At 70.5% G+C, this 23,726-nt stretch carries 21 protein-coding genes; 13 read left to right on the forward strand and 8 right to left on the reverse strand.

What is annotated here, in order from left to right; genetic code table 11:
- Nucleotides 1-75: 75 nt before the first annotated feature.
- A complete protein-coding gene (locus MBSD_RS05995) occupies nucleotides 76-507 on the reverse strand; it encodes a SufE family protein (protein ID WP_062536023.1) in 432 nt (143 codons plus the stop codon).
- Nucleotides 504-1,892 carry a cysteine--tRNA ligase gene (gene cysS, locus MBSD_RS06000; protein ID WP_062536026.1) on the reverse strand — a complete coding sequence of 463 codons (1,389 nt, stop codon included), beginning with the start codon at nucleotides 1,890-1,892 and terminating at the stop codon, nucleotides 504-506. The genes MBSD_RS05995 and cysS overlap by 4 nt, the downstream gene beginning before the upstream one ends.
- A 162-nt stretch (nucleotides 1,893-2,054) precedes the next feature.
- Here cysS and MBSD_RS06005 point away from each other — a divergent pair, with 162 nt between their 5' ends.
- From MBSD_RS06005 to argH, 7 genes are all read left to right on the forward strand, one after another.
- A complete protein-coding gene (locus MBSD_RS06005; RefSeq protein ID WP_062536028.1) occupies nucleotides 2,055-2,579 on the forward strand; it encodes a glycine zipper 2TM domain-containing protein in 525 nt (174 codons plus the stop codon).
- Between the two features lie 380 nt (nucleotides 2,580-2,959).
- Entirely contained in the window at nucleotides 2,960-3,982 is a 1,023-nt protein-coding gene (locus MBSD_RS06010) for an N-acetylornithine carbamoyltransferase (protein WP_062536029.1), read from the forward strand.
- Nucleotides 3,983-4,049: 67 nt separating this feature from the next.
- Nucleotides 4,050-5,321 carry an argininosuccinate synthase gene (locus tag MBSD_RS06015; RefSeq protein ID WP_062536031.1) on the forward strand — a complete coding sequence of 424 codons (1,272 nt, stop codon included), beginning with the start codon at nucleotides 4,050-4,052 and terminating at the stop codon, nucleotides 5,319-5,321.
- A 41-nt stretch (nucleotides 5,322-5,362) separates the two neighbouring features.
- Nucleotides 5,363-6,463 (forward strand): acetylornithine deacetylase, encoded by a 1,101-nt coding sequence (locus tag MBSD_RS06020; protein WP_062536033.1) that lies wholly within the window; start codon nucleotides 5,363-5,365, stop codon nucleotides 6,461-6,463.
- A gap of 1 nt (nucleotide 6,464) precedes the next feature.
- Complete coding sequence (locus MBSD_RS06025) at nucleotides 6,465-7,781, forward strand: acetylglutamate kinase (protein ID WP_062536036.1); 1,317 nt, start codon at nucleotides 6,465-6,467, stop codon at nucleotides 7,779-7,781.
- A gap of 57 nt (nucleotides 7,782-7,838) precedes the next feature.
- A complete protein-coding gene (gene argC / locus MBSD_RS06030) occupies nucleotides 7,839-8,813 on the forward strand; it encodes an N-acetyl-gamma-glutamyl-phosphate reductase (protein ID WP_062536037.1) in 975 nt (324 codons plus the stop codon).
- Nucleotides 8,810-10,117, forward strand: a complete 1,308-nt coding sequence (gene argH, locus MBSD_RS06035; RefSeq protein WP_062536040.1) for an argininosuccinate lyase — start codon at nucleotides 8,810-8,812, stop codon at nucleotides 10,115-10,117. Before argC ends, argH begins: the two co-directional genes overlap by 4 nt.
- Before the next feature lie 120 nt (nucleotides 10,118-10,237).
- On the opposite strand, the gene phbB (MBSD_RS06040) is transcribed toward argH, so the two are convergent.
- The 5 genes from phbB (MBSD_RS06040) to gluQRS all read right to left on the reverse strand — a co-directional run bounded on the left by phbB (MBSD_RS06040) (nucleotide 10,238) and on the right by gluQRS (nucleotide 14,077).
- Nucleotides 10,238-10,984 carry an acetoacetyl-CoA reductase gene (gene phbB / locus MBSD_RS06040; protein ID WP_062536042.1) on the reverse strand — a complete coding sequence of 249 codons (747 nt, stop codon included), beginning with the start codon at nucleotides 10,982-10,984 and terminating at the stop codon, nucleotides 10,238-10,240.
- Nucleotides 10,985-11,079: 95 nt separating this feature from the next.
- Nucleotides 11,080-11,562 carry a polyhydroxyalkanoate synthesis repressor PhaR gene (phaR, locus tag MBSD_RS06045; protein ID WP_062536044.1) on the reverse strand — a complete coding sequence of 161 codons (483 nt, stop codon included), beginning with the start codon at nucleotides 11,560-11,562 and terminating at the stop codon, nucleotides 11,080-11,082.
- Between the two features lie 165 nt (nucleotides 11,563-11,727).
- Nucleotides 11,728-12,225, reverse strand: coding sequence for a hypothetical protein (locus tag MBSD_RS15130; protein ID WP_148667820.1), 498 nt, complete (start codon nucleotides 12,223-12,225; stop codon nucleotides 11,728-11,730).
- Nucleotides 12,226-12,338: 113 nt separating this feature from the next.
- Complete coding sequence (gene phbB, locus MBSD_RS06050; RefSeq protein WP_062536046.1) at nucleotides 12,339-13,079, reverse strand: beta-ketoacyl-ACP reductase; 741 nt, start codon at nucleotides 13,077-13,079, stop codon at nucleotides 12,339-12,341.
- A 104-nt stretch (nucleotides 13,080-13,183) separates the two neighbouring features.
- Nucleotides 13,184-14,077: a tRNA glutamyl-Q(34) synthetase GluQRS gene (gene gluQRS / locus MBSD_RS06055; protein WP_062536048.1), complete on the reverse strand. Its 894-nt coding sequence runs from the start codon at nucleotides 14,075-14,077 to the stop codon at nucleotides 13,184-13,186.
- A gap of 181 nt (nucleotides 14,078-14,258) precedes the next feature.
- Between gluQRS and htpX the strand changes: the two genes are divergently transcribed.
- The 4 genes from htpX (at nucleotide 14,259) to MBSD_RS06075 (ending at nucleotide 19,055) form a co-directional block, all read left to right on the forward strand.
- Nucleotides 14,259-15,143, forward strand: a complete 885-nt coding sequence (gene htpX / locus MBSD_RS06060; RefSeq protein ID WP_062536050.1) for a protease HtpX — start codon at nucleotides 14,259-14,261, stop codon at nucleotides 15,141-15,143.
- A gap of 57 nt (nucleotides 15,144-15,200) precedes the next feature.
- Nucleotides 15,201-17,090 (forward strand): molecular chaperone HtpG, encoded by a 1,890-nt coding sequence (gene htpG, locus MBSD_RS06065; protein ID WP_062536052.1) that lies wholly within the window; start codon nucleotides 15,201-15,203, stop codon nucleotides 17,088-17,090.
- The gene (locus MBSD_RS06070) at nucleotides 17,074-17,487 is read left to right on the forward strand and encodes an RNA-binding S4 domain-containing protein (protein WP_062536054.1); all 414 of its coding nucleotides are present in this window, start codon (nucleotides 17,074-17,076) and stop codon (nucleotides 17,485-17,487) included. Before htpG ends, MBSD_RS06070 begins: the two co-directional genes overlap by 17 nt.
- A gap of 302 nt (nucleotides 17,488-17,789) precedes the next feature.
- A complete protein-coding gene (locus MBSD_RS06075; protein WP_201797460.1) occupies nucleotides 17,790-19,055 on the forward strand; it encodes a cytochrome C in 1,266 nt (421 codons plus the stop codon).
- A gap of 233 nt (nucleotides 19,056-19,288) precedes the next feature.
- On the opposite strand, the gene mutS is transcribed toward MBSD_RS06075, so the two are convergent.
- Entirely contained in the window at nucleotides 19,289-21,922 is a 2,634-nt protein-coding gene (gene mutS, locus MBSD_RS06080; protein ID WP_062536058.1) for a DNA mismatch repair protein MutS, read from the reverse strand.
- Nucleotides 21,923-21,979: 57 nt separating this feature from the next.
- Here mutS and MBSD_RS06085 point away from each other — a divergent pair, with 57 nt between their 5' ends.
- A complete protein-coding gene (locus MBSD_RS06085) occupies nucleotides 21,980-22,489 on the forward strand; it encodes a CinA family protein (protein WP_062536060.1) in 510 nt (169 codons plus the stop codon).
- Nucleotides 22,490-22,617: 128 nt separating this feature from the next.
- A complete protein-coding gene (gene recA / locus MBSD_RS06090) occupies nucleotides 22,618-23,664 on the forward strand; it encodes a recombinase RecA (RefSeq protein WP_062536062.1) in 1,047 nt (348 codons plus the stop codon).
- Nucleotides 23,665-23,726: the final 62 nt, after the last annotated feature.

Below are 23,726 nucleotides of genomic sequence, written 5' to 3' on the forward strand. Positions count from 1 at the left end.
CGGCGCCGCCCGCGCAGGAGCCTACGTGCAGGCGACCACCGAGACGAGCTTGACGAGCTTGCTACATCCGGCGCGTCATGCCGCCGCCAGCGCCCGCTCGGCGTGCGCGCGCACGGTCTTCAGCATGGCGGCGAGTCCGTTCGATCGCGTCGGCGAGAGGTGCTGGGCGAGGCCGATCGCCTGCACGAACGTGGGTTCGGTGGCGAGGATCTCCTCGGCGGAACGGCCGGAATAGACGCGCAGCAGCAGCGCGATCAGCCCGGAGACGATCGCCGAATCGCTGGCGGCGCGGAATTCCAGGCGCCGCGCGTCGCCCTCGGCCACCAGCCACACCTGCGACTGGCAGCCGTGCACCCTGTGCTCCTCCGTCATCAGTTCCGGCGGCAGCGGCGGCAGTCTGCGGCCGAGGTCGATCAGGTACTGGTAGCGCTCGGTCCAGTCACCGAAGTAGGCGAACTCGTCGACGATGGCCCGCTCGGCTTCGCGCGCGGTGGCTTCGGTGTTCATGCGTTCGCCATTCTCCAGCGGGTGCCCTGCGGGCCGTCCTCGATGGCGACGCCCATCGCGGCCAGCTCGTCGCGGATCGCGTCGGCGCGCGCCCAGTCGCGGGCGGCGCGGGCGGCGCGGCGCTGCTCCAGCAGCGACTCCACCGTCGCGGCATCGACGCCGGCTCCCGGCGCGGCCTGCTTGAACCAGGCTTCGGGATCCTGCTGCAGCAGGCCCAGCAGGGCGCCGCCGCCGAGCAGCGCGCCCTTGGCGCGGCGTCGCGCATCCGGCGTCGCCGCCTGGCGCGCGTCCTCGGCGAGCTTCGCCAGCACGGCGAAGGCCTCGGGCGTGTTGAGGTCGTCGCACAACGCGGCTTCCAGCGCTTCGGGCACGCCGCGATCGCTGGCGGCGACGGCGACGTCGGCCAGATCGCGCAGCACGCCGTACCAGCCGTCCAGCGTGCGCCGCGCCTGCGTGAGCGCAGCCTCCGACCAGTCCAGCGGCTGCCGGTAGTGCGCCTTCAGCAGCAGGAAGCGCAGCACCTCGGGCGGATGCCGCTGCAGCAGCTCGTGCAGCAGCATCACGTTGCCCAGCGACTTGGACATCTTGCGGCCTTCGAAGGTCAGCATGCCGTTGTGCAGCCAGTAGCGCGCGAACGGCTTGCCGCCGTGCGCGCAGGTGCTCTGCGCGACCTCGTTCTCGTGGTGCGGGAACATCAGGTCGTTGCCGCCGGCGTGGATGTCGATGGTCTCGCCGAGGTGCGCCTCGGCCATCGCCGAGCACTCGATGTGCCAGCCCGGGCGGCCGCGGCCCCACGGGCTGCCCCAGCCGGGCAGGTCGGGCGTGGACGGCTTCCACAGCACGAAATCGCCGGGATTCTTCTTGTAGGGCGCCACTTCCACGCGCGCGCCGGCCAGCATCTCGTCGGTCGAGCGCCGCGACAGACGGCCGTATTCGGGATAGCTGGCGACGTCGAACAAGACGTGGCCGTCGGCGGCGTAGGCATGGCCGTCGGCGATCAGGCGCTCGCACATGGCGATGATCTGCGGGATGTGCGCGGTGGCGTGCGGCTCGAGGTCCGGCGGGTCGACGCCGAGCCTGGCCATGTCCTCGCGGTAGGCGGCGGCGTAACGTTCGGCGATGGCGCCGATGGGCACGCCGGCTTCCTTCGCCGCGGCGTTGATCTTGTCGTCGACGTCGGTGATGTTGCGCGCGTAGACGACGCGGGGGTAATGCCGGCGCAGCAACCGCGCCAGCAGGCCGAACACCACCGGCGGCCGCGCGTTGCCGATGTGCACGTAGTTGTAGACGGTCGGCCCGCAGACGTACATGGTCACGCGCTCGGGCACGAGCGGGACGAACGGCTCGATCTGGCGGCTGAGGGTGTTGTAGAGCCTGATCTGCATGCCTGGGCCTGCGCGAGGGGAGGGGCCTACCCGTTCCAGATGAGGGTGGACAGGCGATTTTAACAGCCGCAGGGCATCCTTAGCCTCGATTCAGCGTGAGTTTGCTGCAATATGGCCGACAGAAGGCACCGAAGTGCCCCGCGCGCCCCGATGGAGGCTGTCATGCGCAAACTGCTTTTGCCGGCCCTGCTGATGCTGGTCGCGGCCGCTGCCGCGCAGGCGCAGCCGCCCGGCTATTACCGCCAGGACGACAACGCCCACTACGCCTGGGCGGACGTGCTGCGCGTCGATCCCGTGTACGAAAGCGTGCGTGTCGAGCAGCCGCGGCAGGAGTGCTACGACCAGCCGGTGGTGCGCCAGGACAGCGGCGGCAGCACGGCCGGCACCGTGCTCGGCGCGATCGTCGGCGGCGCGCTCGGCCACACCGTCGGCAAGGGCGACGGCCGCAAGGCCGCGACCATCGGCGGCGCGGTGATCGGCGGTGCGATCGGCAACCGCGCCAGCCGCGGCGGCACCTACACCGACAACCAGACCGTCTGCCGCGACGTCAGCACGGTGCGCGAGGACCGCCGCATCGTCGGCTACGACGTCGAGTACCGCTTCCGCGGCGAGACCTACGTGTCGCGGCTGGATTACGACCCGGGCGAGCGCCTGCGCGTGCGGGTCAGCGTCACGCCGGCGGACTGACCGCCCCGGCCGGCCCGCTTCCCCGGCGGCGGCCCCTGCGGCCGCCGTCGCATTCCCGGGCCGCGGATCGCCGGGCGCGCTTGCGACGCCGGAAACTTCCATGCATGATGACCGCCCGATTCCTCCGCAGGTTTCCATGAGCCACCGTCCCGCCGCCGTCCGTGTCCTGACCAGCGCCCGCATGGCCGCCGGCATGACCTCGCGCGCGCGCCGACCGCTGCCGCCAGCATCGGCCGGGTAGGCTTTCGCTCGTTCTTCATCGAATCCGACGAAAACCCGGCCTCGTGCCGGGTTTTTGTTTGATTTTTCTCGGCGCGTCTTCATGCGCGCAAAGAACGAGCCAGCCATCCATGGCCGACTTTTCGCCAAGAGCATCTTCCATGAACCTTCGCCATTTCCTCACCACCCAGGACTGGAGCCGCGCCGAGCTGGACGCGCTGCTCGCGCAGGCCGCCGCCTTCAAGCGCGCGCGCATCGGCCGCCAGCTCGAGGGCAAGGCCATTGCCTTGCTGTTCTTCAACAGTTCGATGCGCACGCGCACCAGCTTCGAACTAGGCGCGCACCAACTCGGCGGCAAGGCGATCGTGCTGGCGCCGGGCAAGGACGCCTGGCCGATCGAGTTCGGCGACGGCACGGTGATGGACGGCGAGGCCGAGGAGCACATCGCCGAGGTGGCGCGCGTGCTGAGCCGCTACGTCGACCTGATCGGCGTGCGCGCCTTCCCCAAGTTCCGGGACTGGGCGGTCGACCGCGAGGATGCGGTGATCCGCGCGTTCGCGCGCTACGCCACGGTGCCGGTGATCAACATGGAGACGATCACCCATCCCTGCCAGGAGCTGGCGCACGTGATGGCGCTCTCGGAGCACTTCGGCACGACCGATCTGCGCGGCAAGAAATACGTGCTCACCTGGACCTACCACCCCAAGCCGTTGAACACCGCGGTGGCCAACTCCGCGCTGCTGATCGCCACCCGCTACGGCATGGACGTGACCCTGCTGTGCCCCACGCCCGAGTACGTCCTCGACCAGCGCTACATGGAGGCCTCGCGGCGCAACGCCGCGGAGAACGGCGGCTCGCTGCGCGTCTGCCACGACATCGAGGAGGCCTACCGCGGCGCGCACGTGGTCTACGCCAAGAGCTGGGGCGCGCTGCCGTATTTCGGCCGCTGGGAGCAGGAGAAGCCGATCCGCGACGCCTACCGTCACTTCATCGTCGACGAAGCCAAGATGGCGCTGACCGACCACGCGGTGTTCAGCCACTGCCTGCCGCTGCGGCGCAACGTCAAGGCCACCGACGCGGTGATGGATTCGCCCGCCTGCATCGCCATCGACGAGGCGGAGAACCGGCTGCACGTGCAGAAGGCGGTGATGGCGGCTTTGGCGGAGCAGGGAGCGGGGGGGTAGGGAGCAGGCTGCGGGCTGAAGTCTTGGGCCACGACATGCGTGACGATTCGAACCGACGAGACATGAGATGACTATCGAAACCCTTGTTCCCGGCTCCCGGCTCCCGGCTCCCGGCGAGGACATCGTCCTCGCCTTCTCCGGCGGTCTCGACACCAGCTTCTGCGTCCCCTGGCTGCGCGAGCGCGGTTATGCCGTGCATACCGTGTTCGCCGACACCGGCGGCGTGGATGCCGAGGAGCGCGCCTACATCGAGGCACGCGCCAAGGAGCTGGGCGCCGCCAGCCATGTCACCGTCGACGGCGGACCGGCGCTCTGGAACGGCTTCGTCAAGCCGTTCGTGTGGGCGGGGGAAGGTTATCAGGGGCAGTATCCGCTGCTGGTGTCCGATCGGTATCTCATCGTCGAGGCGGCGCTGGCGCGCGCCGATGCGCTCGGCACGCGCGCGATCGCGCACGGCTGCACCGGCATGGGCAACGATCAGGTGCGCTTCGACCTGGCGGTGAAGGCGCTGGGCGACTACGCCATCGTCGCGCCGATCCGCGAGATCCAGAAGGAGCACGCGCAGACGCGCGCCTACGAGCAGGCCTACCTGGAAGCGCGCGGCTACGGCGTGCGCGCCAAGCAGAAGCGTTACACCATCAACGAGAACCTGCTCGGCGTGACCCTGTCCGGCGGCGAGATCGACCGCTGGCAGGCGCCGGGCGAAGGCGCGCGCGGCTGGTGCGCGCCGCGCGCCGAGTGGCCGAGCGAACCCTTGCGCGTGACGCTCGCCTTCGAACGCGGCGAGGCGGTGGCGCTGGACGGCGCGCGCCTGCCGGGCCACGCGCTGCTGGCGCGCTTGAACGCGCTGTTCGCGCGCTACGGCGTCGGCCGCGGGCTGTACACCGGCGACACCACCATCGGCCTCAAGGGCCGCATCGTGTTCGAGGCCCCGGGCTTGACCGCGTTGCTGGCGGCGCATCGCGCGCTGGAAGAGGCGGTGCTGTCCAAGCAGCAGAACCGCTTCAAGCCGGAGGCGGCGCGCAAGTGGGTGGAGCTGGTCTACGAAGGTTTCTTCCACGATCCGCTGAAGGCCGACCTGGAGGCGTTCCTCGCCTCGACCCAGCGCTGCGTCAACGGCGAGGTGGTGCTGGAAACGGCGGGCGGGCGCGTCGACGCGGTCGAGGTGCGTTCGCCGCACATCCTCAACGCCAAGGGCGCTACCTACGCGCAGTCCGCCGACTGGGGCGTGGCCGAGGCCGAAGGGTTCATTCGCCTCTACGGCATGAGCTCGACGCTGTGGGCGGAGGTGAACAGGGCAGGGGGCGGGGTAGAGGGAGCGGGGAGCGGGGAAAGGTGAAGCGTTGGCTTCGCCCGGCTCCCCGCCCCCTCGAAGAAACCATGAACGCACTGCTGCGAGACACGCTCACGCATCTGCGCGCGCTGGTCGCCCACGACACGCGCAATCCGCCGCGCGCGATCGGCGCCGGCGGCATTTTCGACTACCTGCGCGCGCGGCTGCCGGGCTTCGCGCTGACCCTGACCGACCACGGCGCCGGTGCGGTCAGCCTGCTGGCCGTGCGCGGCCGGCCGCGGCTGCTGTTCAACGTGCACCTCGACACCGTGCCGGATTCGCCGCACTGGAGCGCCAGTCCGTTCGAGCTGCGCGTCGACGGCGAACGCGCGATCGGCCTCGGCGCCTGCGACATCAAGGGCGCGGCCGCCGCGCTGCTGGCCGCCGCGGCGCACACCGACGGCGCTTGCGCGTTCCTGTTCTCCAGCGACGAGGAAGGCAACGACGCGCGCTGCATTCCGGCGTTCCTGCGCGAGCGCCGTGCGTTCGACGGCATCGTGATCGCCGAACCCACGCGCGCCGAAGCGGTGCTGGCGCATCGCGGCATCGCCTCGGTGCGCGTGCGCTTCGAGGGCCGCGCGGGCCACGCCTCCGCCGAACAGCATTCCGCCGACAGCGCGTTGCATCAGGCGGTGCGCTGGGGGGCGCGCGCGCTGGACGTGGTCGACGCCGAGGCGCACCAGCGCTTCGGCGGGCTGACCGGGCTGCGCTTCAACATCGGCCGCATCGAGGGCGGCATCAAGGCCAACGTGATCGCGCCCGAAGCCGAGCTGCGCTTCGGCTTCCGCCCGCTGCCATCGATGGATGCCGACGCGCTGCTGGCGCGCTTCCGCGCCTGCGCGGAGCCGCCGCCCGCCGCGTTCGAGGAAACCTTCCGCGGCCCGCCGCTGCCGGCCGGCGACATCGCCGGCGCCGAGGCGCGAAGGCTCGCCGCCCGCGACCTCGCCGACGCGCTGGGGCTTCCGATCGGCAACGCCGTCGATTTCTGGACCGAGGCCGCGCTGTTCTCGCAGGCCGGCTACACCGCGCTGGTGTACGGCCCCGGCGACATCGCGCAGGCGCACGGCGCCGACGAATGGGTCGCGCTGGGTCAACTGCAGACCTACGCCGACCACGTGCATCGCATCATCGACAAGGGGCTCGCCTGACGTGGACGCGCACAAGCAAACGCGCCAGACCATCGTGCGCCTGCTCTCCAGCATGGGCAGCGCCAAGGAAATCCAGCAGTATCTCAAGCGCTTCTCGCAGCTCGACGCCAAGCGCTTCGCCGTGGTCAAGGTCGGCGGCGCCGTGCTGCGCGACGACCTGGACGCGCTGACCTCCTCGCTGGCGTTCCTGCAGCAGGTCGGCCTGACGCCGATCGTGCTGCACGGCGCCGGGCCGCAGCTCGACGAGGAACTGGCCGCCGCCGGCATCGTCAAGCAGACCGTCGACGGCCTGCGCGTCACCTCGCCGCAGGCGCTGGCGATCGTGCGCCGCGTGTTCCAGGCGCAGAACCTGAAGCTGGTGGAGGCGCTGCAGGCGGTGGACGCGCGCGCCACCTCGATCCTGTCCGGCGTGTTCGAGGCCGACTACATCGATCGCGATCGCCTCGGCCTGGTCGGCGAGGTGGTGCGCGTCAACCTGGCGCCGATCGAGGCCAGCATCCGCGTGAGTTCCATTCCGGTGATCGCCTCGCTGGGCGAGACGGCGGGCGGGCAGATCCTCAACGTCAACGCCGACTTCGCCGCCAACGAACTGGTGCAGGTGCTGCAGCCGTACAAGATCGTGTTCCTCACCGGCGCCGGCGGCCTGCTGGACGGCGACGGCAAGGTGATCGATTCGATCAACCTCAGCAGCGAGTACGAGTCGCTGATGGCACAGCCGTGGATCGAGGGCGGCATGCGCCTCAAGCTGGAACAGATCAAGCGGCTGCTGGACGGGTTGCCGCCGGCGTCGTCGGTGTCGATCACGCGGCCGGCGGAGCTGGCCAAGGAATTGTTCACCCATCGCGGCTCGGGCACGCTGGTGCGGCGCGGCGAGAAAGTGCTGCGTTTCGACGGCTGGACCGGGGTCGACCGCGAACGCCTGCGCGCGCTGATCGAGTCGAGCTTCGGCCGGCGCCTGGTGCCGGACTACTTCGCGCGCACGCGGCCCTGCCGCGTCTACGTCAGCGAGAACTACCGCGCGGCGATGGTGCTCACCGACGAGGGCGGCGACGTCTACCTCGACAAGTTCGCCGTGCTGGACGAGGCGCAGGGCGAGGGCCTGGGACGCGCGGTCTGGCAGGTGATGCGCGCGGAGAACCCGCGGCTGTTCTGGCGTTCGCGCCACGGCAACGTGATCAACCATTTCTACTACGCCGAGTCGGACGGCTGCTACAAGCAGCCGCGCTGGAAGGTGTTCTGGTACGGCATGCGCGGCTTCGACGAGATCGCGCGCTGCGTCGAGCACTGCGCGGCGCGGCCGGCAACGCTGATGGACTGATTTCGATCTCCTCCCCCGCAGGCGGGCGAGGGGGGCGAAACCCAAGGGGAACCCGACATGGCAGACGACAGGAAAACCATCGGTATCGTCGGCGCGCGCGGCCACACCGGCGCGGAGCTGATCCGCCTGATCGCGGCGCATCCGCACCTCGAACCGGCTTTCGTGTCCTCGCGCGAGCTGGCCGGCCGGCGCGTGGCCGATCACGTCGACGGCTACGCGGGCGGGCTGCGCTACGAGAACCTCGATGCGGCGGCGGTGGCCGCGAAGGGCGCCGACGCGGTGGTGCTGGCGCTGCCGAACGGCGCCGCCGCGCCCTACGTCGAGGCGCTGGAGGCGCAGGCGCCGGAGACCGTGATCGTCGACCTGTCGGCCGACCACCGTTTCGACGGCGCCTGGTACTACGGCCTGCCCGAGCTGACCCGCGGCAGGTACCGCGGCGAGAGGCGCATCAGCAACCCGGGCTGCTACGCCACGGCCATCCAGCTGGCGGTCGCGCCGCTCAAGGAGGTGCTGGCCGCGCCGCCGGCCTGTTTCGGCGTGTCCGGCTACTCCGGCGCCGGCACCACGCCGTCGGACAGGAACGATCCGGAGAAGCTCCGCGACAACCTGATGCCGTACCAACTGGTCGGCCACATGCACGAGCGCGAGGCCACGCGCCAGCTCGGGCTGCCGGTCGAGTTCATGCCGCACGTCGCGCCGCACTTCCGCGGCATCACCCTCACCGCCAATCTGTGGCTGCAACGTCCGATGACGGCGGAGGCGATCAAGGCGCGCTACCGCGAACGCTACGCCGGCGAGCCGCTGGTGCGCGTCGTCGACGACGCGCCTTGGGTCAGCCGCATCGCCGGGCGCCACCATGCCGAGATCGGCGGCTTCGCCGTCGCCCAGGACGGCAAGCGCGTGGTGGTGGTGGCGACGCTGGACAACCTGCTGAAGGGCGCGGCCACGCAGGCGATGCAGAATCTCAACCTCGCGCTCGGCCTGCCGGAAACGGAAGGCATCCCCGCAGCGGCGGAGGAGGCGACGCCATGAGCGACGTGCTGTGGAAGAAGGCCGACACGCGGGTGGACGCGCGCATCATGCGCTTCCTCGCCGGCGACGACGTGCTGCTCGACGCCGAGTTCTTCCTGCACGACATCGCCGCCAGCAAGGCGCACGTCGAAGGCCTCGCCCATATCGGCGTGGTTTCCGACGACGAGGCCGCCGCGCTGAAGCGCGAACTGGATGCGCTGGCGGAGGATTTCCGCGGCGGCCGCTTCGTGCTGGACGCGCGCTACGAGGACGGCCATTCGGCGATCGAAGCGCGCCTGACCGAGCGCCTCGGCGATGCCGGCCGCCGCGTGCACACCGGGCGCAGCCGCAACGACCAGATCCTGGTGGCGACGCGGCTGTGGCTGAAGGAGCGGCTGGCGGCGCTGGAGACGCACTGCCGCGCCAGCGCGCGCGCGTGCCTCGAACGCGCCGCGGGCGAAGCGCTGCCGCTGCCCGGCTACACGCACCTGCAGCGCGCGGTGGTGTCGTCCACCGCGATGTGGTTCGCCGGCTACGCCGAAGCGTTCATCGACGACGCCGTGCGCGCGCGCCAGACCCGCGGCTGGATCGACGCCAATCCGCTCGGCACCGCCGCCGGCTACGGCGTCAATCTGCCGCTGGACCGCGCGCACACCACGCGCGCGCTCGGCTTCGCGCGCATGCAGGTGTCGCCGGTGTACGCGCAGCTCTCGCGCGGCAAGTTCGAGATCGCCGCGCTGGACGCACTGGGCGCGGCGCTGCTCGACCTGCGCCGGCTGGCCTGGGACCTGTCGCTGTTCACCACCGCCGAGTTCGGCTTCGTCGCGCTGCCGCCGGAATACACCACCGGCAGCTCGATCATGCCGAACAAGCGCAACCCCGACGTGATCGAGCTGATGCGCGCGAGCTACGCCAGCGTGGCCGCGGCGCGCGTCGAGATCGAATCGCTGCTGTCGCTGCCGAGCGGCTACCAACGCGACCTGCAGCCCAGCAAGGGCTCGCTGTTCCACGGCTTCCGCCACGGCCTCGGCGCGCTGGAGCTGCTGCCGGACCTGCTGGCGCGGCTGCGCTGGAACGAGGGCGCGATGCGCGCCGCGATCGAGCCGGCGATGTACGCCACCGATGCGGCGATCGAACAGGCCGCGGCCGGCGTGCCGTTCCGCGAGGCCTACCGGCGCGCGGCCGAGAGCGCGCAGCAGGCGGGGCAGGGGCGCAGCCCGGAGGCGAGCCTGGCCGCGCGCGTGTCGCCGGGCGGCGCGGCGGCGCTCGGCCTGGAGGTGCTGCGCGCGCGCCTCGATGCCCTCGACGACGCGCGGTCCGCATGAGGGATTCGCCGCGCCGCGGCGCCTCGGGACGGCGTTCGCCGTGGACGGCGCAAGCCGCGTGGCGGTTACCGCCCTACCCGAAACGGAGGGCCGCGCTCGCGGGAAGCGCGGGCGCTTCGCTCAGAAGCTCATGAAATAGCCGCCGTTCACCGGGATGTTGGCGCCGGTGATGAAGCCGGCGTCGTCGGCGGTGAGGAATTCCACGGTGCGGGCGATGTCGGCCGGCTCGCCCAGGCGGCCGACGGGGATCTGCGCGACGATCTGGTTGCGGATCTCCTCCGGCACCGCCATCACCATCGCGGTGCGGCAGTAGCCCGGGGAGACGCTGTTGACGGTCACGCCCTTCTTCGCCACCTCGCGCGCCAGCGCCATGCTGAAGCCGTGCATGCCGGCCTTGGCCGCGGCGTAGTTGGTCTGGCCGAACTGGCCGGTCTGGCCGTTGACCGAACTGATGTTGACGATGCGGCCGAAGCCGCGCGCGCTCATGCCGTCGACCACCTGGCGGCACATGTTGAACACGCCGTCGAGGTTCACCTGCATCAGCGTGCGCCACTGTTCCGGCGTCATCTTGCGCAGCGAGGTGTCGCGGGTGATGCCGGCGGCGTTGACCAGGATGTCGACGGCGCCGTGCTTCGCCTCGACGCGGCGTATCAGGTCGGCGCAGCTGTCGAAATCGGACACGTCCACCGGTTCGAAGGCGACGCGGCCGTCGATGTCGGCCATCTCGGCGCGGAAGGCGTCGATGCGCTCGGCGCGGGCGCCGAGGTCGGCGGCGATCACCCGGCGGCCGGCGCGGGCGAGGTAGCGGCAGATCTCGCTGCCCAGGCCGCCGATGCCGCCGGTGACGACGGCGATGCGGGTAGTCATGCGGAGCTCCTGCGTGGATGCGGCACGGCAATACGTGCTGCGGCGCAACAAACGGCGCGCATGGTAGGAGCGGGTCGGAACCCTGTCAAACGGGTTCAGCGGGATTTCTTGGCGTCCCTGGCGGCGTGCGCCTGGCCGGTGGCGGCCTCGATGAAGCCGCGCTGCAGCGACTTCCAGGCGTCCAGGTTGCGCTCGGTCAGCTCGTTCAGCATCGACCAGGGCGTCTGCCCCATCAGGCTGTTCAACTGCGTGCGGAACTGCTGCTGCTGGTCGAGGAACACCTGCAGGCTCTTTTCCAGGTACGGGCCCATGAAGCCCTGCAGCGAATCGCCATAGAAACGGATGATCTGCGACAGCAGCCGGGTGGAGAACATCGGCTGCCCGCGCTCCTCGTGCTCGGCGATGATCTGCAGCAGCACCGAGCGCGTCAGGTCCTCGCCGGTCTTGGCGTCGCGCACCTCGAAATCCTCGCCGTCCAGCACGAGCTGCCGCACCTCTTCCAGCGTGATGTAGCTGGAGATCTCGGTGTCGTACAGCCGCCGGTTGGGATACTTCTTGATGACGCGCGGTTGTGCCATGCGGCAAAACTAGCACGGGGTGCCGCGACGCACCAGTTCGAAACCCACACCGGCCAGTTCACGAAAACGCTGTCGAAGCCGAAGGGTACGGTGCCGACCCCGCCCGCGCCGCTCGATGTGGCGCGAACGGATCGGCGCGTTCATACAGCCGAATCGCCGCAGGTGTCACGCCTCGGCTTGGCAACTCCGAGCGTGTTGGTGAGAGAAGTTCCAGAGGACCCAATGGCCACCGCCGTCTCCGTCGGGTACCCAGATGTATACCCATTCGTCCTTCACGCTCGTTGCGGCGTTGCAGGTACTCACGGTGTAAGTATCGCCAGGCTGGCCCGAGGTGACCGGCGGACTGCCGGGCGGAGGCGCCGGCAAATCCAGCGTGGAAACGGACGATCTGTCGCCGACCGTGCGCTCATACGTGACGTGCAGGTCGCCAAGCGAAGAGGGGTCGATCCTCATCTCCTTGAGGCGTCCGGAATCGGCGTTGCGCTCCGGTGCGGTCATCCAAGCCACGATCGATGCGAAAGTCTCCGATCCTTTGACCACATAAGCGTGGGTGATGACGATGCTCTTCGCATGCACGTCGGGCGGCGAACCAGCGAGTGCCAAGCCGGTGCCACCGAAGCCGACGATCAGCGCGCACAGTTTCGAAACGAGACCTCCTGGCATGCTGCAGCCTCCTGGCAGTGCCGCACTCATCGGCGGCCGAGTCGATGGTAGTCATGCCGGAGGTTGGGGGAATAGGAAAAATTCCTACGCTGCGCCCGAGCGCTAACGACAGGCTACCACCCCATGTAATGCCCGCCGTTGATCGCCAGGTTCGCCCCGGTGATCCAGCCCGCCTCCTCGCCGACGAAGAAGGCCACCGCGTGCGCGATCTCGTCGGGCTCGCCCAGCCGACCCATCGGGATCTGCGCGACGATCTTGGCGCGCACCTCCTCGGGCACGGCCATCACCATGTCGGTGGCGACGTAGCCGGGCGAGACGGTGTTGACGGTGATGCCGAGCCGCGCGTTCTCTTGCGCCAGCGAGATGGTGAAGCCGTGCATGCCGGCCTTGGCGGCGGCGTAGTTGGCCTGGCCGTACTGGCCTTTCTGGCCGTTGATCGAGCTGATCTGCACGATGCGGCCCCAGCGCCGTTCGCGCATGCCCTCGATCACCGGACGGGTGACGTTGAAGCAGGCGTTGAGATTGGTGTTCACCACCTCGGTCCACTGCAGGTAGGTCATCCTGTGGAAGGTGGTGTCGCGGGTGATGCCGGCGTTGTTGATCAGGATCTCGACCGGACCGAGCCTGCGCTCGATCTCGCGCACCATCGCCTCCGAGGCCTGCGGATCGGCGACGTCGCCCGGCACGAGCGTCGCCTCGATGCCCTCGGCATGCATGCGTTCCAGCCAGGCGCGCGCGCGTTCCTCGTCGCGGTAGTTGGTGGCGACGCGGTGGCCGAGCCTCGCCAGCTTCTTCACGATCGCGGTGCCGATGCCGCCGCAGCCGCCGGTGACCAGTGCGACGCGCTGTTTCATGTCCCGCCCTCCGTGCCGAACCTGCCCGCATTCTAGGCATAGTTGCGGGGCCAGCGGGCGGCCGCGGCGCGACCCGAGGCGCGCATTCGATTGCGCGGCGGCACTCAGGCCAGCGGCGCGGGCAGGGCGGCGCCGGCCGGCGCCGGCAGCGCCTGGGCGTGCGGCAGGCGCGCCAGGTCGAAGTCGCGCACGGCCGCGGCCAGCATCGCCGCGACGCTGCCGGCCGCGGCGGCCTCGGCCAGGCCGAGGAAGGCGAGCGCGGCGCGCAGCGCCGGCCGAGGATCGGCGGGGTCCACCGCCAGCGCTCCCTCCGACTTGGACAGCTTGCGGCCGTCCGCGTCCAGCGCCAGCGGCAGGTGCAGATAGGCCGGCGTCGGCAGGCCGAGCAGGCGCTGCAGGTGGATCTGCCGCGGCGTGGAGTCCAGCAGGTCGGCGCCGCGCACCACCTCGGTGATGCCCTGCGCGGCGTCGTCCACCACCACGGCCAATTGATATGCGTACAGGCCCTCGACGCGCTTGACCACGAAGTCGCCGGCGACTTCGGCCAGCAGCTGGCGCTGCGGCCCCTGCAGGCGGTCCTCGAAGGCGATCGCGGTCTCGCCGACGCGCAGCCGCCAGGCCGGCGCGCGCGTCGGATCCGGCGGCGCCGTGCACGGTCCGCGGTGCAGGCCGCCGCGCGCGGCCACCTCGGCACGCGAACACCAGCAGGGGTAGACGTGACCGGCCGCGCGCAGGCGCTCGAACGCGGCGGCGTAGGCGTCGAGACGCGTGCTCTGGTACATCGGCGGCTCGTCCGGCGTCATGCCGAACGCGGCCAGCGCATCCAGGATCGCCCGCGCGGCGCCGGGAACTTCGCGCGGCGGGTCGATGTCCTCGATGCGCACCAGCCAGGCGCCGCCCGCGCTGCGCGCGCGCAGCCAGCTGCCCGCCGCTGCGACCAGCGAGCCGAAGTGCAGCGGGCCGGTGGGCGAGGGGGCGAAGCGGCCGCGGTAGCGCATGGCTTCATCTTGCACGGAGCGCCCGCGGCTTGAAAACCGGCCGCCGGCGCACGCGCCCGGCCGGGCCGCAGCCGATACGGCGGCGCGCCCGCCGTCAATGCTTGAAAAGACGCCCGTCAGCCCCGAAAAATCGCCTGGCGGCGTGCGCCGCTCCTCCTCCATGACTGCCCGAGAGACAGCCATGCTTCGCATCGTCCTGTTCGTCGTCACCAACCTCGCCGTCCTGCTGCTGCTGGGCGTCGTCTGCAAGATCTTCGGCATCGATGCCTGGGCCTACCGCAACGGCATGAGCCTGCAGGGCCTGCTGGTGATGGCCGCCATCTTCGGCATGGGCGGCGCCTTCATCTCCCTGGCCATCTCCAAGTGGATGGCGAAGATGACCACCGGCGCGCGGGTGATCGTCGAACCGCAGAACGCCGCCGAGCGCTGGCTGGTCGAGACCGTGCGCCGTCACGCCCAGAACGCCGGCATCGGCATGCCGGAAGTGGCCGTCTACGATGCGCCCGAGATGAACGCTTTCGCCACCGGCATGAGCAAGAACCATGCGCTGGTGGCGGTCAGCAGCGGCCTGCTGCAGAGCATGGACCGCCAGGAGGTCGAGGCCGTGCTCGGCCACGAGGTCAGCCACATCGCCAACGGCGACATGGTCACGCTGACGCTGATCCAGGGCGTGCTGAACACCTTCGTGATCTTCCTCGCCCGCGTGGTCGGCCGCGTGATCGACAGCGCGCTCAGCGGCAACCGCGAGGACCGCGGCCCCGGCTTCGGCTATTTCATGATCGTGATGGTGCTGGAGCTGGTGTTCGGCCTGATCGCCTCGATGATCGTGATGTGGTTCTCGCGCTGGCGCGAGTTCCGCGCCGACGCCGGCGGCGCCAGGCTGGCCGGCCGCGGCGCGATGATCGCGGCGCTGGAACGCCTCGCCGGCAACCGCGGCGAGAGCATGCTGCCGAAGTCGATCCAGGCGTTCGGCATTTCCGGCGATCTCACCCGCGGCTTCGCGCGCCTGTTCATGAGCCACCCGCCGCTGGAAGAGCGCATCGCCGCGCTGCGCAGCGCCGCCTGATCGCCCCCGTCGAACCCCCGCGCCGCGGCCGCGGCGCGGGGCCCGGAGAACATCCGCATGAACGCGACCGCCGCCGAAACCCGCAAGTTCGAAGCCGAAGTCGACCAGGTGCTGCACCTGGTCACGCACTCGCTGTACTCGCACAAGGAAATCTTCCTGCGCGAGCTGATCTCCAACGCCTCCGACGCCTGCGACAAGCTGCGCTTCGAGGCGCTGTCGCGCCCGGAACTGGTGCAGGACGACGCCGAGCTGCGCATCGAGATCCGCTGGGATCCCGAGGCGCGCACGCTGACCGTGCGCGACAACGGCATCGGCATGAGCCGCGACGAGGTGATCGGCAACATCGGCACGATCGCGCGCTCGGGCACGCGCCGTTTCCTCGAATCGCTGACCGGCGACGCGCGCCGCGACACGCAGCTGATCGGCCAGTTCGGCGTCGGCTTCTATTCCGCCTTCATCGTCGCCGACAAGGTGACGCTGACCACCCGCCGCGCCGATGCCGCGCCGGGCGAGGGCGTGCGCTGGGAGTCCACCGGCAGCGGCGAGTACACCGTCGAGGCGATCGAGCAACCCTGGCGCGGCACCGCGGTGACGCTGCACCTGAAGGCGGACGAGGGCGAATTCCTCGACGGCTGGAAACTGCGCGAGCTGGTACGCAAGTACTCCGACCACGTCGCTTTCCCGATCCGCCTGCCGAAGCAGAAGGACGGCAAGCCCGGCGACGAGCTGGAGACCGTCAACCACGCCTCCGCGCTGTGGACGCGGCCGAAAGCCGAACTGAAGGACGAGGACTACCAGGCCTTCTACAAATCGCTCGGCTACGGCTTCGACGACGCGCTGGCGTGGACGCACAACCGCGTCGAGGGCAGCCAGGGCTACACCCTGCTGCTGTACCTGCCGGAGCGGCCGCCGTTCGACGCGCTGTTCGCCGGCCGCGACGAACGCAAGGGGCTGAAGCTCTACATCCGCCGCGTGTTCATCATGGACGCCAGCGAGCAGTTGCTGCCGGCGTACCTGCGTTTCGTGCGCGGCGTGGTCGATTCCGACGACCTGCCGCTGAACGTCAGCCGCGAGCTGTTGCAGCACAACCGCCTGGTCGCGCAGATCCGCGCCGCCTGCGTCAAGCGCGTGCTCGACCTGATCGAGAAGCTGGCCAAGGACGAGCCGGAGAAGTTCAAGACTTTCCATACCGCCTTCGGCAACGTGCTGAAGGAAGGCGTCGCCGAGGACCCGGCCAACCGCGAGCGCATCGCCAGGCTGCTGCGCTTCGCTTCCACGCGCAGCGAGAGCGCCGAACGCACGGTGTCGCTGGACGACTACATCGCCCGCATGGCCGCCGGCCAGGAGGCGATCTACTACCTCACCGCCGACACCTACGCCGCGGCCAAGGGCAGCCCGCAGCTCGAGGCGCTGCGCGCCAAGGGCATCGAGGTGCTGCTGATGTACGACCGCATCGACGAGTGGATGGTCGGCTACCTCGACAGCTACGCCGGCAAGAAGCTGCGCAACGCCGCCAAGGGCGAACTGGGCAGCGACGTGCTGGGCGCCGACGCCGAGGCGCGCAAGCAGGCCGAGAAGGACGCCGAGGGGCTGCTGAAGAAGCTGAAGGACGCGCTCGGCGAGCGCGTGCGCGAGGTGCGCGTCAGCCAGCGCCTGACCGAATCGCCCGCCTGTCTCGCCTTCGACGAGTACGACATGGCGCCCCACATGCAGCGGCTGCTGCGCGAGGTCGGCCAGGCCGTGCCGGCGTCGGCGCCGATCCTGGAGGTGAACCCGCGGCACGCGTTGCTGCGGCGGCTGGACGCCGAAGCCGACGCCGCGCGCACGCAGGATCTGGCGCTGCTGCTGCTGGAGCAGGCGCAGGTGGCCGCGGGCGCGCAGCTCGAGGATCCGTCGGCGTTCGTGCAGCGCATCAACCGGGTGCTGCTGGGTGGCGCCACGGCCTGACACGACGCCCGCCGAACCGGCCGGCGCGGTGCGCGCCGACGTCTGGCTGTGGGCGGCGCGCTTCTTCAAGACGCGCTCGCTGGCCAAGCGGGCGATCGCCGGCGGCAAGGTTGGCGTCAACGGCGGACCATGCAAGCCGGCGAGGATGCTGCATGCCGGCGATCGCCTGGAAGTGAGCCGTGGCGAGGAGCGCTTCGAGATCGAAGTGCTGCTGCTCGCCGAACAGCGTGGCCCGGCCAGCGTCGCGCAGACCCTCTATCGCGAATCCGCCGAGAGCCGCGCCGCCCGCGAGGCGGCCCGCCAGCAGCGCCGTCTGGCGGGCGCAGTGCCCGCGCCGTCGTCGCGTCCCGACAAGCATGCGCGGCGCGAGCTGATGCGGCTGAAGGAACGAAACTGAGCGAACCCGTCGTCGCGCTGAAGACGGCCCGCCCCCTTGCGGTTGCGCAGGAAATGCATCGCGGTCCGATGCCGCAGCGGCCTCGCCACATCCGTATCCCTTGACGATCATCAAACCCGGCAGAGCCTTGCCCGCTAGGCTCGCATCGTGACGCCGGGGTGGGCCTTGGCGCTCGCATCGGCAACGGCAAGGGGTACACCATGTACACTCGGGCTCGTCATGGATCGCTCACGGCGCGTGCGCCGTGGCAGTGGTTCGCACTCGCCATCCTGCCTTTCGCGTGGGCGCATACGGCACGCGCGGTGCCGGAATTCGCCCGGCAGACCGGGCAGGCCTGCAACGCCTGCCATGTCGGCGGATTCGGGCCGCAGCTCACCGCGTTCGGCCGCAGCTTCAAGCTGGGCGGGTACACCTTGTCCACGAAGAGCGGCTTCAACGCGCCGCTGTCGGCGATGCTGGTGGAAACCTACACGCACACCAGCAAGGACCTGTCCGGCCCGGCCGGTCCGCACGCCGGCAGCAACGACAACGGGTCGCTGCAGCAGCTCTCGCTGTTCGCCGCGGGGCGCCTCGGCGAACACATCGGCATGCTGGGGCAGGTGACCTACTCCGACATCGACCGCAAGGTCGCCATGGACAATGTCGACGTGCGTTACGCCCGCAACTTCAGCCGCGGCGGCCACGGCGGGGTGTTCGGCATCACGCTCAACAACAACCCGACCGTCTCCGACCTCTGGAATACCCTGCCGGCGTGGAAATTCCCCTACATGGCGCCGGAGCTGGCCCCGGGGCCGTCCGCCAGTCCGCTGATCTACGGCGGCCTGGGCCAGCAGGTGATCGGGGCGGGCGCCTACGTCTCGCTCGACAATCGCTACTACGGGGAAGTCGGGGCGTACCGCACGCTCTCGCGTTCGCTGCTGGATACGTTCAATGTCGACTACGGCGGCAGGCTGGCGGGCGCGGCGCCCTACTGGCGCCTGACCTGGAGCCGCGACTGGAACGGCCAGACGCTGATGTTCGGCCTGGTCGGGCTGACCGCGCGGCTGCAGCCGGACGGCGCGGGAACGCCGGCCGACCGCTTCCGCGACGTCGGCGTCGACGGCGCCTACGAGCGCTACTTCGATGGCGGCAATGCGTTCACGGTGAACGCCAGCTACGTGCACGAGAAGCAGACGCTCGACGCGACCTTCGCCGGCGCGGGCGCGGAGCGCACCTCGCACACCCTCGACGCGGCCTCGCTGGATGCGTCGTACTACTTCCACGACACCTACGGCGCCACGCTGGGCTGGTTCAACACCACCGGTACGCGCGACGCGATCCTGTTCAGCCCGGATCCGGACGGCGGCAGCGCGACCGGCAACCCCGCTTCCCGCGGCGAGATCGTGCAGGTCGACTGGACGCCGTTCGGCAAGCGCGATTCGTGGGCCGAACCGTGGGCGAACCTGCGCATCGGCGTGCAGTACACGATCTACGACAAGTTCAACGGCGCCAGCCGCAACTACGACGGCTTCGGCCGCAACGCCAGCGACAACGACACGCTGTTCGTATTCCTGTGGACGGCGTTCTGAGCACGGCGAGGGAATGACGCACGGGGGCGGGAGACCGGCCTGCCCGTGCGCGTGCGGATGCGCGGCGCGTCAGCGGAGGTCGAAGCGGTCGGCGTTCATCACCTTGGCCCACGCCGCGACGAAGTCGCGCACGAATTTCTCCTTGCCGTCGGCGCCGGCATACACCTCGGCCGGCGCGCGCAGCGCGGCCCGGCCTGCGCCGCGCAGGGCAGCCGCTGCGGCCCCGCGTGCGATCAGCCGTCCAGCATGGCGCGCAAGCGGAACAGTGCGTCCAGCGCGTCGCGTGGCGACAGCTCGTTCGGGTCGAGCGCGCGCAGCGCGTCTTCCACCGCCGACGGCAGCGGCGGCGCGAACAGGCCGAGCTGCGGCGCGGGATCGGCAGCCGGCGTCGATGCGCGCGACGGCGGCAACGTATGCACGCCCTGTTCCAGCGCCGCCAGCGTGCGCCGCGCATCGGCGATCACCGCCTTTGGCAGGCCGGCCAGCGCGGCCACCTGCAGACCGAAGCTGCGGTTGGCCGGCCCCTCCTTGACCGCATGCATGAACACCAGTTGCTCGCCGTATTCGATGGCGTCGAGGTGCACGTTGGCGATGCCGGCGTACTGCGCGGCCAGCCCGGTCAGCTCGAAGTAGTGGGTGGCGAACAGGGTGAAGGCGCGGTTGACCGTGGCGAGGTGCACCGCGCAGGCCTGCGCCAGCGCCAGGCCGTCGTAGGTGGAGGTGCCGCGGCCGACCTCGTCCATCAGCACCAGGCTCTGCGGCGTGGCGTTGTGCAGGATGTTGGCGGTCTCGCTCATCTCCACCATGAAGGTGGACTGCCCGCGCGAGAGGTCGTCGCCGGCGCCGATGCGGGTGAAGATGCGATCGATCGGGCCGATCGCCGCGCGCGCCGCCGGCACGTAGCTGCCGATGTGCGCCAGCAGCACGATCAGCGCCGCCTGGCGCATGTAGGTGGACTTGCCGCCCATGTTCGGGCCGGTGATGACCAGCATGCGGCGGCCGTCGTCGAGACGGAGGTCGTTCGGCTCGAACGGCTCCTCGCGCACCTGCTCCACCACCGGATGGCGGCCGCGCTCGATCAGGATGCCGGGCGCGTCGGTCAGCTCCGGGCATGCCCAGCCGAGCGATTCGGCGCGCTCGGCGAGATTGGCGAGCGCGTCCAGTTCGGCGATCGCGGCGGCCGCCTGCTTCAACGCGGCGAGGCGCCCGGTCAGCGCGTCCAGCAGCGCTTCGTACAGCGCGCGCTCGCGCATCAGCGCGCGCTCCCTCGCCGACAGCACCTTGTCCTCGAACGCCTTCAGCTCCTCGGTGATGTAGCGCTCGGCGCCCTTGATGGTCTGCCGGCGCGTGTAGTGCGCCGGCGCCTTGTCGGCCTGACCCTTGCTGATCTCGATGTAGTAGCCGTGCACGCGGTTGTAGCCGACCTTCAGCGTCGGGATGCCGGTGGCGGCCTTCTCGCGCGCCTCCAGCTCGATCAGGAACTGGTCGGCGTGGGTGGACAGGCGGCGCAGCTCGTCCAGTTCGGCGTCGTGGCCTTCGGCGATCACGCCGCCGTCGCGCAGCAACGCCGGCGGCTGCGCCACCAGGGCGCGGCTCAGCAGGGCGACGGTGTCGGCGTGCTCGCCGATGCGCTCTGCCAGCTCGGCCAACAGGGGGCTGAACTCTTTTCGAGAAGTGCGGCCATGGATGGCCGCTTCTTGACCTTCGCGCTCAGGGAAGAGCGCACGAGCCACCTCCGGCGCGGCGGCGAGGCCGTCGCGCAGCGTCGACAGGTCGCGCGGGCGCGCCGAACGCAGGGCGACGCGGGCGAGGATGCGCTCGAGGTCGCCGACCGCGCGCAGGCGCTCGCGCAGGTCTTCGTGGCGGCGGTTCTCGGCCAGCGCACCCACCGCCTGGTGGCGGCGGCGCAGCGCGTCGCGCGCGCGCAGCGGGCGGTGCAACCAGCGCCGCAGCAGCCGCGCGCCCATCGGCGTGACGGTGCGGTCGAGCACGCCGAGCAGGGTGTACTCGCTGCGGCCGGCCGGATGCGTGTCGAGTTCGAGATTGCGTCGCGTCGCCGCGTCCATGGCGATGGTCTCGGCGGCGCTCTCCACCGCCAGTCCGGTCAGGTGCGGCAGTGCGCTCTTCTGCGTCTCCTCGACATAGCCGAGCAGGCAGCCGGCGGCGCCGATCGCCAGCGGCATGCCTGCGCAGCCGTAACCGGAGAGGTCGCGCGTGCCGAAGAAGCGGCACAGCGCGCGCTGCGCGCTGTCGGCGTCGAAGTGCCAGGGCGGCCGCTTGCGCAGGCCGGGCAGGGTGGCGACCAGCTTCGGCCAGGCGACGTCCTCGCCGACCAGCGTCTCCGCGGGCGCGAGCCGCGCCAGCTCGGCGGCCAGCGCTTCGGCGTCGGCGACCTCGGCCAGCAGGAAGCGGCCGGCCGACAGGTCCACCCAGGCGAGGCCATAGCCGCTCTTGCCGGCGGCGATCGCCAAGAGCAGGTTGTCGCGCCGTTCCTCCAGCAGGGCCTCGTCGGTCACCGTGCCCGGCGTGACCACGCGCACCACCTTGCGCTCGACCATGCCCTTGCTGGTGGCCGGATCGCCGATCTGCTCGCAGATCGCCACCGACTCGCCCAGCCGCACCAGCCGCGCGAGATAATTCTCCACCGCATGCACCGGCACGCCCGCCATCGGGATCGGTGCGCCGGCGGACTGGCCGCGCTGGGTCAGGGTGATGTCGAGCAGGCGCGCGGCCTTGCGCGCGTCTTCGTAGAACAGCTCGTAGAAATCGCCCATGCGGAAGAACAGCAGCGTGTCCGGATACTCCGCCTTGGCGGCGAGGTACTGGCGCATCATCGGCGTATGCTGGGCGAAGTCGTCGCGTTGCATGCTCGGCGCGGGTCGGGCGAGGGCGTGGAGTCGCGAATCGTGAACGTGGAGTCTCCCATGGACAAGCCGCAGATGCCCAGCGACGGCGAGCTGCACGCGCTGGCGCGGGTGGTGGCCGAGGCGCTGACCGAGCGCGGCCAGACGATAGTCGCCGCGGAGTCGTGCACCGGCGGTTGGATCGCCAAGACCCTGACCGACCTGCCGGGCAGCTCGCACTGGTTCGAGTGCGGTGTGGTCGCGTACAGCTACGAGGCCAAGGAGGCGCTGCTCGGGGTCAACCCGCACACGCTGGAACGCACCGGCGCGGTCAGCCAGGAAACCGCGGTGGAAATGGTGTCCGGCGCGCTGGCGCGGTTCGGCGCGACGGTGGCGGTGGCGGTGACCGGCATCGCCGGCCCGTCCGGCGGCACGCCCGACAAGCCGGTCGGCACGGTGTGGATCGCCTGGAAGCGCCGCGGCGGCTACGCGCGCGCCGAGCTGTTCCATTTCGGCGGCGACCGCGAGGCGGTGCGCCGGCAGACCGTGGCGCAGGCCCTCATCGGCGTGCGGAAAATCCTGACGGACTGACGCGGCGTCGCGTACGGGTGGCGCCGGCGCCGCTGTGGGATAATCGTCGCACGCGCCGCGGCGTCGCAACCGCTGAGACCGCCGCCGCGCACAGTCACCGCTAACTCCGCCCCATCGAGGAACCGGCAATGGATGACAACAAGCGTCGTGCGCTCGCCTCCGCGCTGAGCCAGATCGAGAAGCAGTTCGGCAAGGGCGCGGTGATGCGCATGGGCGACCGCAGCGCCGACGCCGTGGAGACCATCTCGACCGGCTCGCTGGCGCTGGACATCGCGCTCGGCATCGGCGGCCTGCCGCGCGGCCGCGTGGTCGAGATCTACGGCCCGGAATCCTCCGGCAAGACCACGCTGACCCTGCAGGCGATCGCCAACTGCCAGAAGAACGGCGGCACGGCCGCCTTCGTCGACGCCGAGCACGCGCTCGATCCCACCTATGCCGTCAAGCTCGGCGTGAACATCGACGACCTGCTGGTCTCGCAGCCCGACACCGGCGAGCAGGCGCTGGAGATCGCCGACATGCTGGTGCGTTCCAACGCCGTCGACATGGTGGTGGTCGACTCGGTGGCGGCGCTGACCCCGCGCGCCGAAATCGAGGGCGAGATGGGCGACCAGCTGCCCGGCCTGCAGGCGCGGCTGATGAGCCAGGCGCTGCGCAAGCTGACCGCCAACATCAAGAAGTCGAACTGCCTGGTGATCTTCATCAACCAATTGCGCATGAAGATCGGCATGATGATGCCCGGCCAGAACCCGGAAACCACCACCGGCGGCAACGCGCTGAAGTTCTACGCCTCGGTGCGCCTCGACATCCGCCGCATCGGCTCGGTGAAGAAGGGCGAGGAGATCATCGGCAACCAGACCAAGATCAAGGTGGTCAAGAACAAGCTGGCGCCGCCGTTCAAGCAGGTCACCACCGAAATCCTCTACGGCGAGGGCATCAGCCGCGAGGGCGAGCTGCTCGACATGGGCTCCGACCTCAAGCTGGTGGAGAAGTCCGGCGCCTGGTACAGCTATAAGGGCGAGCGCATCGGCCAGGGCAAGGACAACGCCCGCCAGTACCTGAAGGAGCACCCGGAGATCGCCGCCGAGATCGAAGCCCAGCTGCGCGCGCAGCTGATCGCGGAAGGCGGCCGCGGCGCGGCCGGGGCGCTGGAAGCGGCCGAAGCCGAGGAAGCCTGACGGGCGACGGGCGCGCGGTTTGCCCGCGCGCCCGGGTCCGCCGTGCCCGCGAGGGCCGGCGC

It is taken from the genome of Mizugakiibacter sediminis (genome assembly GCF_000953855.2).
Classification (GTDB): Bacteria; Pseudomonadota; Gammaproteobacteria; order Xanthomonadales; family Rhodanobacteraceae; genus Mizugakiibacter; species Mizugakiibacter sediminis.

Bases quoted from the DNA above. Each gene is read 5' to 3' on its own strand.
- MBSD_RS06015 (WP_062536031.1), top strand. From the start codon at position 4,050: ATGACTATCGAAACCCTTGTTCCCGGCTCCCGGCTCCCGGCTCCCGGC.
- recA (WP_062536062.1), top strand. From the start codon at position 22,618: ATGGATGACAACAAGCGTCGTGCGCTCGCCTCCGCGCTGAGCCAGATC.
- phbB (WP_062536042.1), bottom strand. From the start codon at position 10,984: ATGACTACCCGCATCGCCGTCGTCACCGGCGGCATCGGCGGCCTGGGC.
- htpG (WP_062536052.1), top strand. From the start codon at position 15,201: ATGAACGCGACCGCCGCCGAAACCCGCAAGTTCGAAGCCGAAGTCGAC.
- mutS (WP_062536058.1), bottom strand. From the start codon at position 21,922: ATGCAACGCGACGACTTCGCCCAGCATACGCCGATGATGCGCCAGTAC.
- MBSD_RS06020 (WP_062536033.1), top strand. From the start codon at position 5,363: ATGAACGCACTGCTGCGAGACACGCTCACGCATCTGCGCGCGCTGGTC.
- MBSD_RS06005 (WP_062536028.1), top strand. From the start codon at position 2,055: ATGCGCAAACTGCTTTTGCCGGCCCTGCTGATGCTGGTCGCGGCCGCT.
- phaR (WP_062536044.1), bottom strand. From the start codon at position 11,562: ATGGCACAACCGCGCGTCATCAAGAAGTATCCCAACCGGCGGCTGTAC.
- argC (WP_062536037.1), top strand. From the start codon at position 7,839: ATGGCAGACGACAGGAAAACCATCGGTATCGTCGGCGCGCGCGGCCAC.
- argH (WP_062536040.1), top strand. From the start codon at position 8,810: ATGAGCGACGTGCTGTGGAAGAAGGCCGACACGCGGGTGGACGCGCGC.
- MBSD_RS06085 (WP_062536060.1), top strand. From the start codon at position 21,980: ATGGACAAGCCGCAGATGCCCAGCGACGGCGAGCTGCACGCGCTGGCG.
- gluQRS (WP_062536048.1), bottom strand. From the start codon at position 14,077: ATGCGCTACCGCGGCCGCTTCGCCCCCTCGCCCACCGGCCCGCTGCAC.
- MBSD_RS06010 (WP_062536029.1), top strand. From the start codon at position 2,960: ATGAACCTTCGCCATTTCCTCACCACCCAGGACTGGAGCCGCGCCGAG.
- phbB (WP_062536046.1), bottom strand. From the start codon at position 13,079: ATGAAACAGCGCGTCGCACTGGTCACCGGCGGCTGCGGCGGCATCGGC.
- htpX (WP_062536050.1), top strand. From the start codon at position 14,259: ATGCTTCGCATCGTCCTGTTCGTCGTCACCAACCTCGCCGTCCTGCTG.
- cysS (WP_062536026.1), bottom strand. From the start codon at position 1,892: ATGCAGATCAGGCTCTACAACACCCTCAGCCGCCAGATCGAGCCGTTC.
- MBSD_RS15130 (WP_148667820.1), bottom strand. From the start codon at position 12,225: ATGCCAGGAGGTCTCGTTTCGAAACTGTGCGCGCTGATCGTCGGCTTC.
- MBSD_RS05995 (WP_062536023.1), bottom strand. From the start codon at position 507: ATGAACACCGAAGCCACCGCGCGCGAAGCCGAGCGGGCCATCGTCGAC.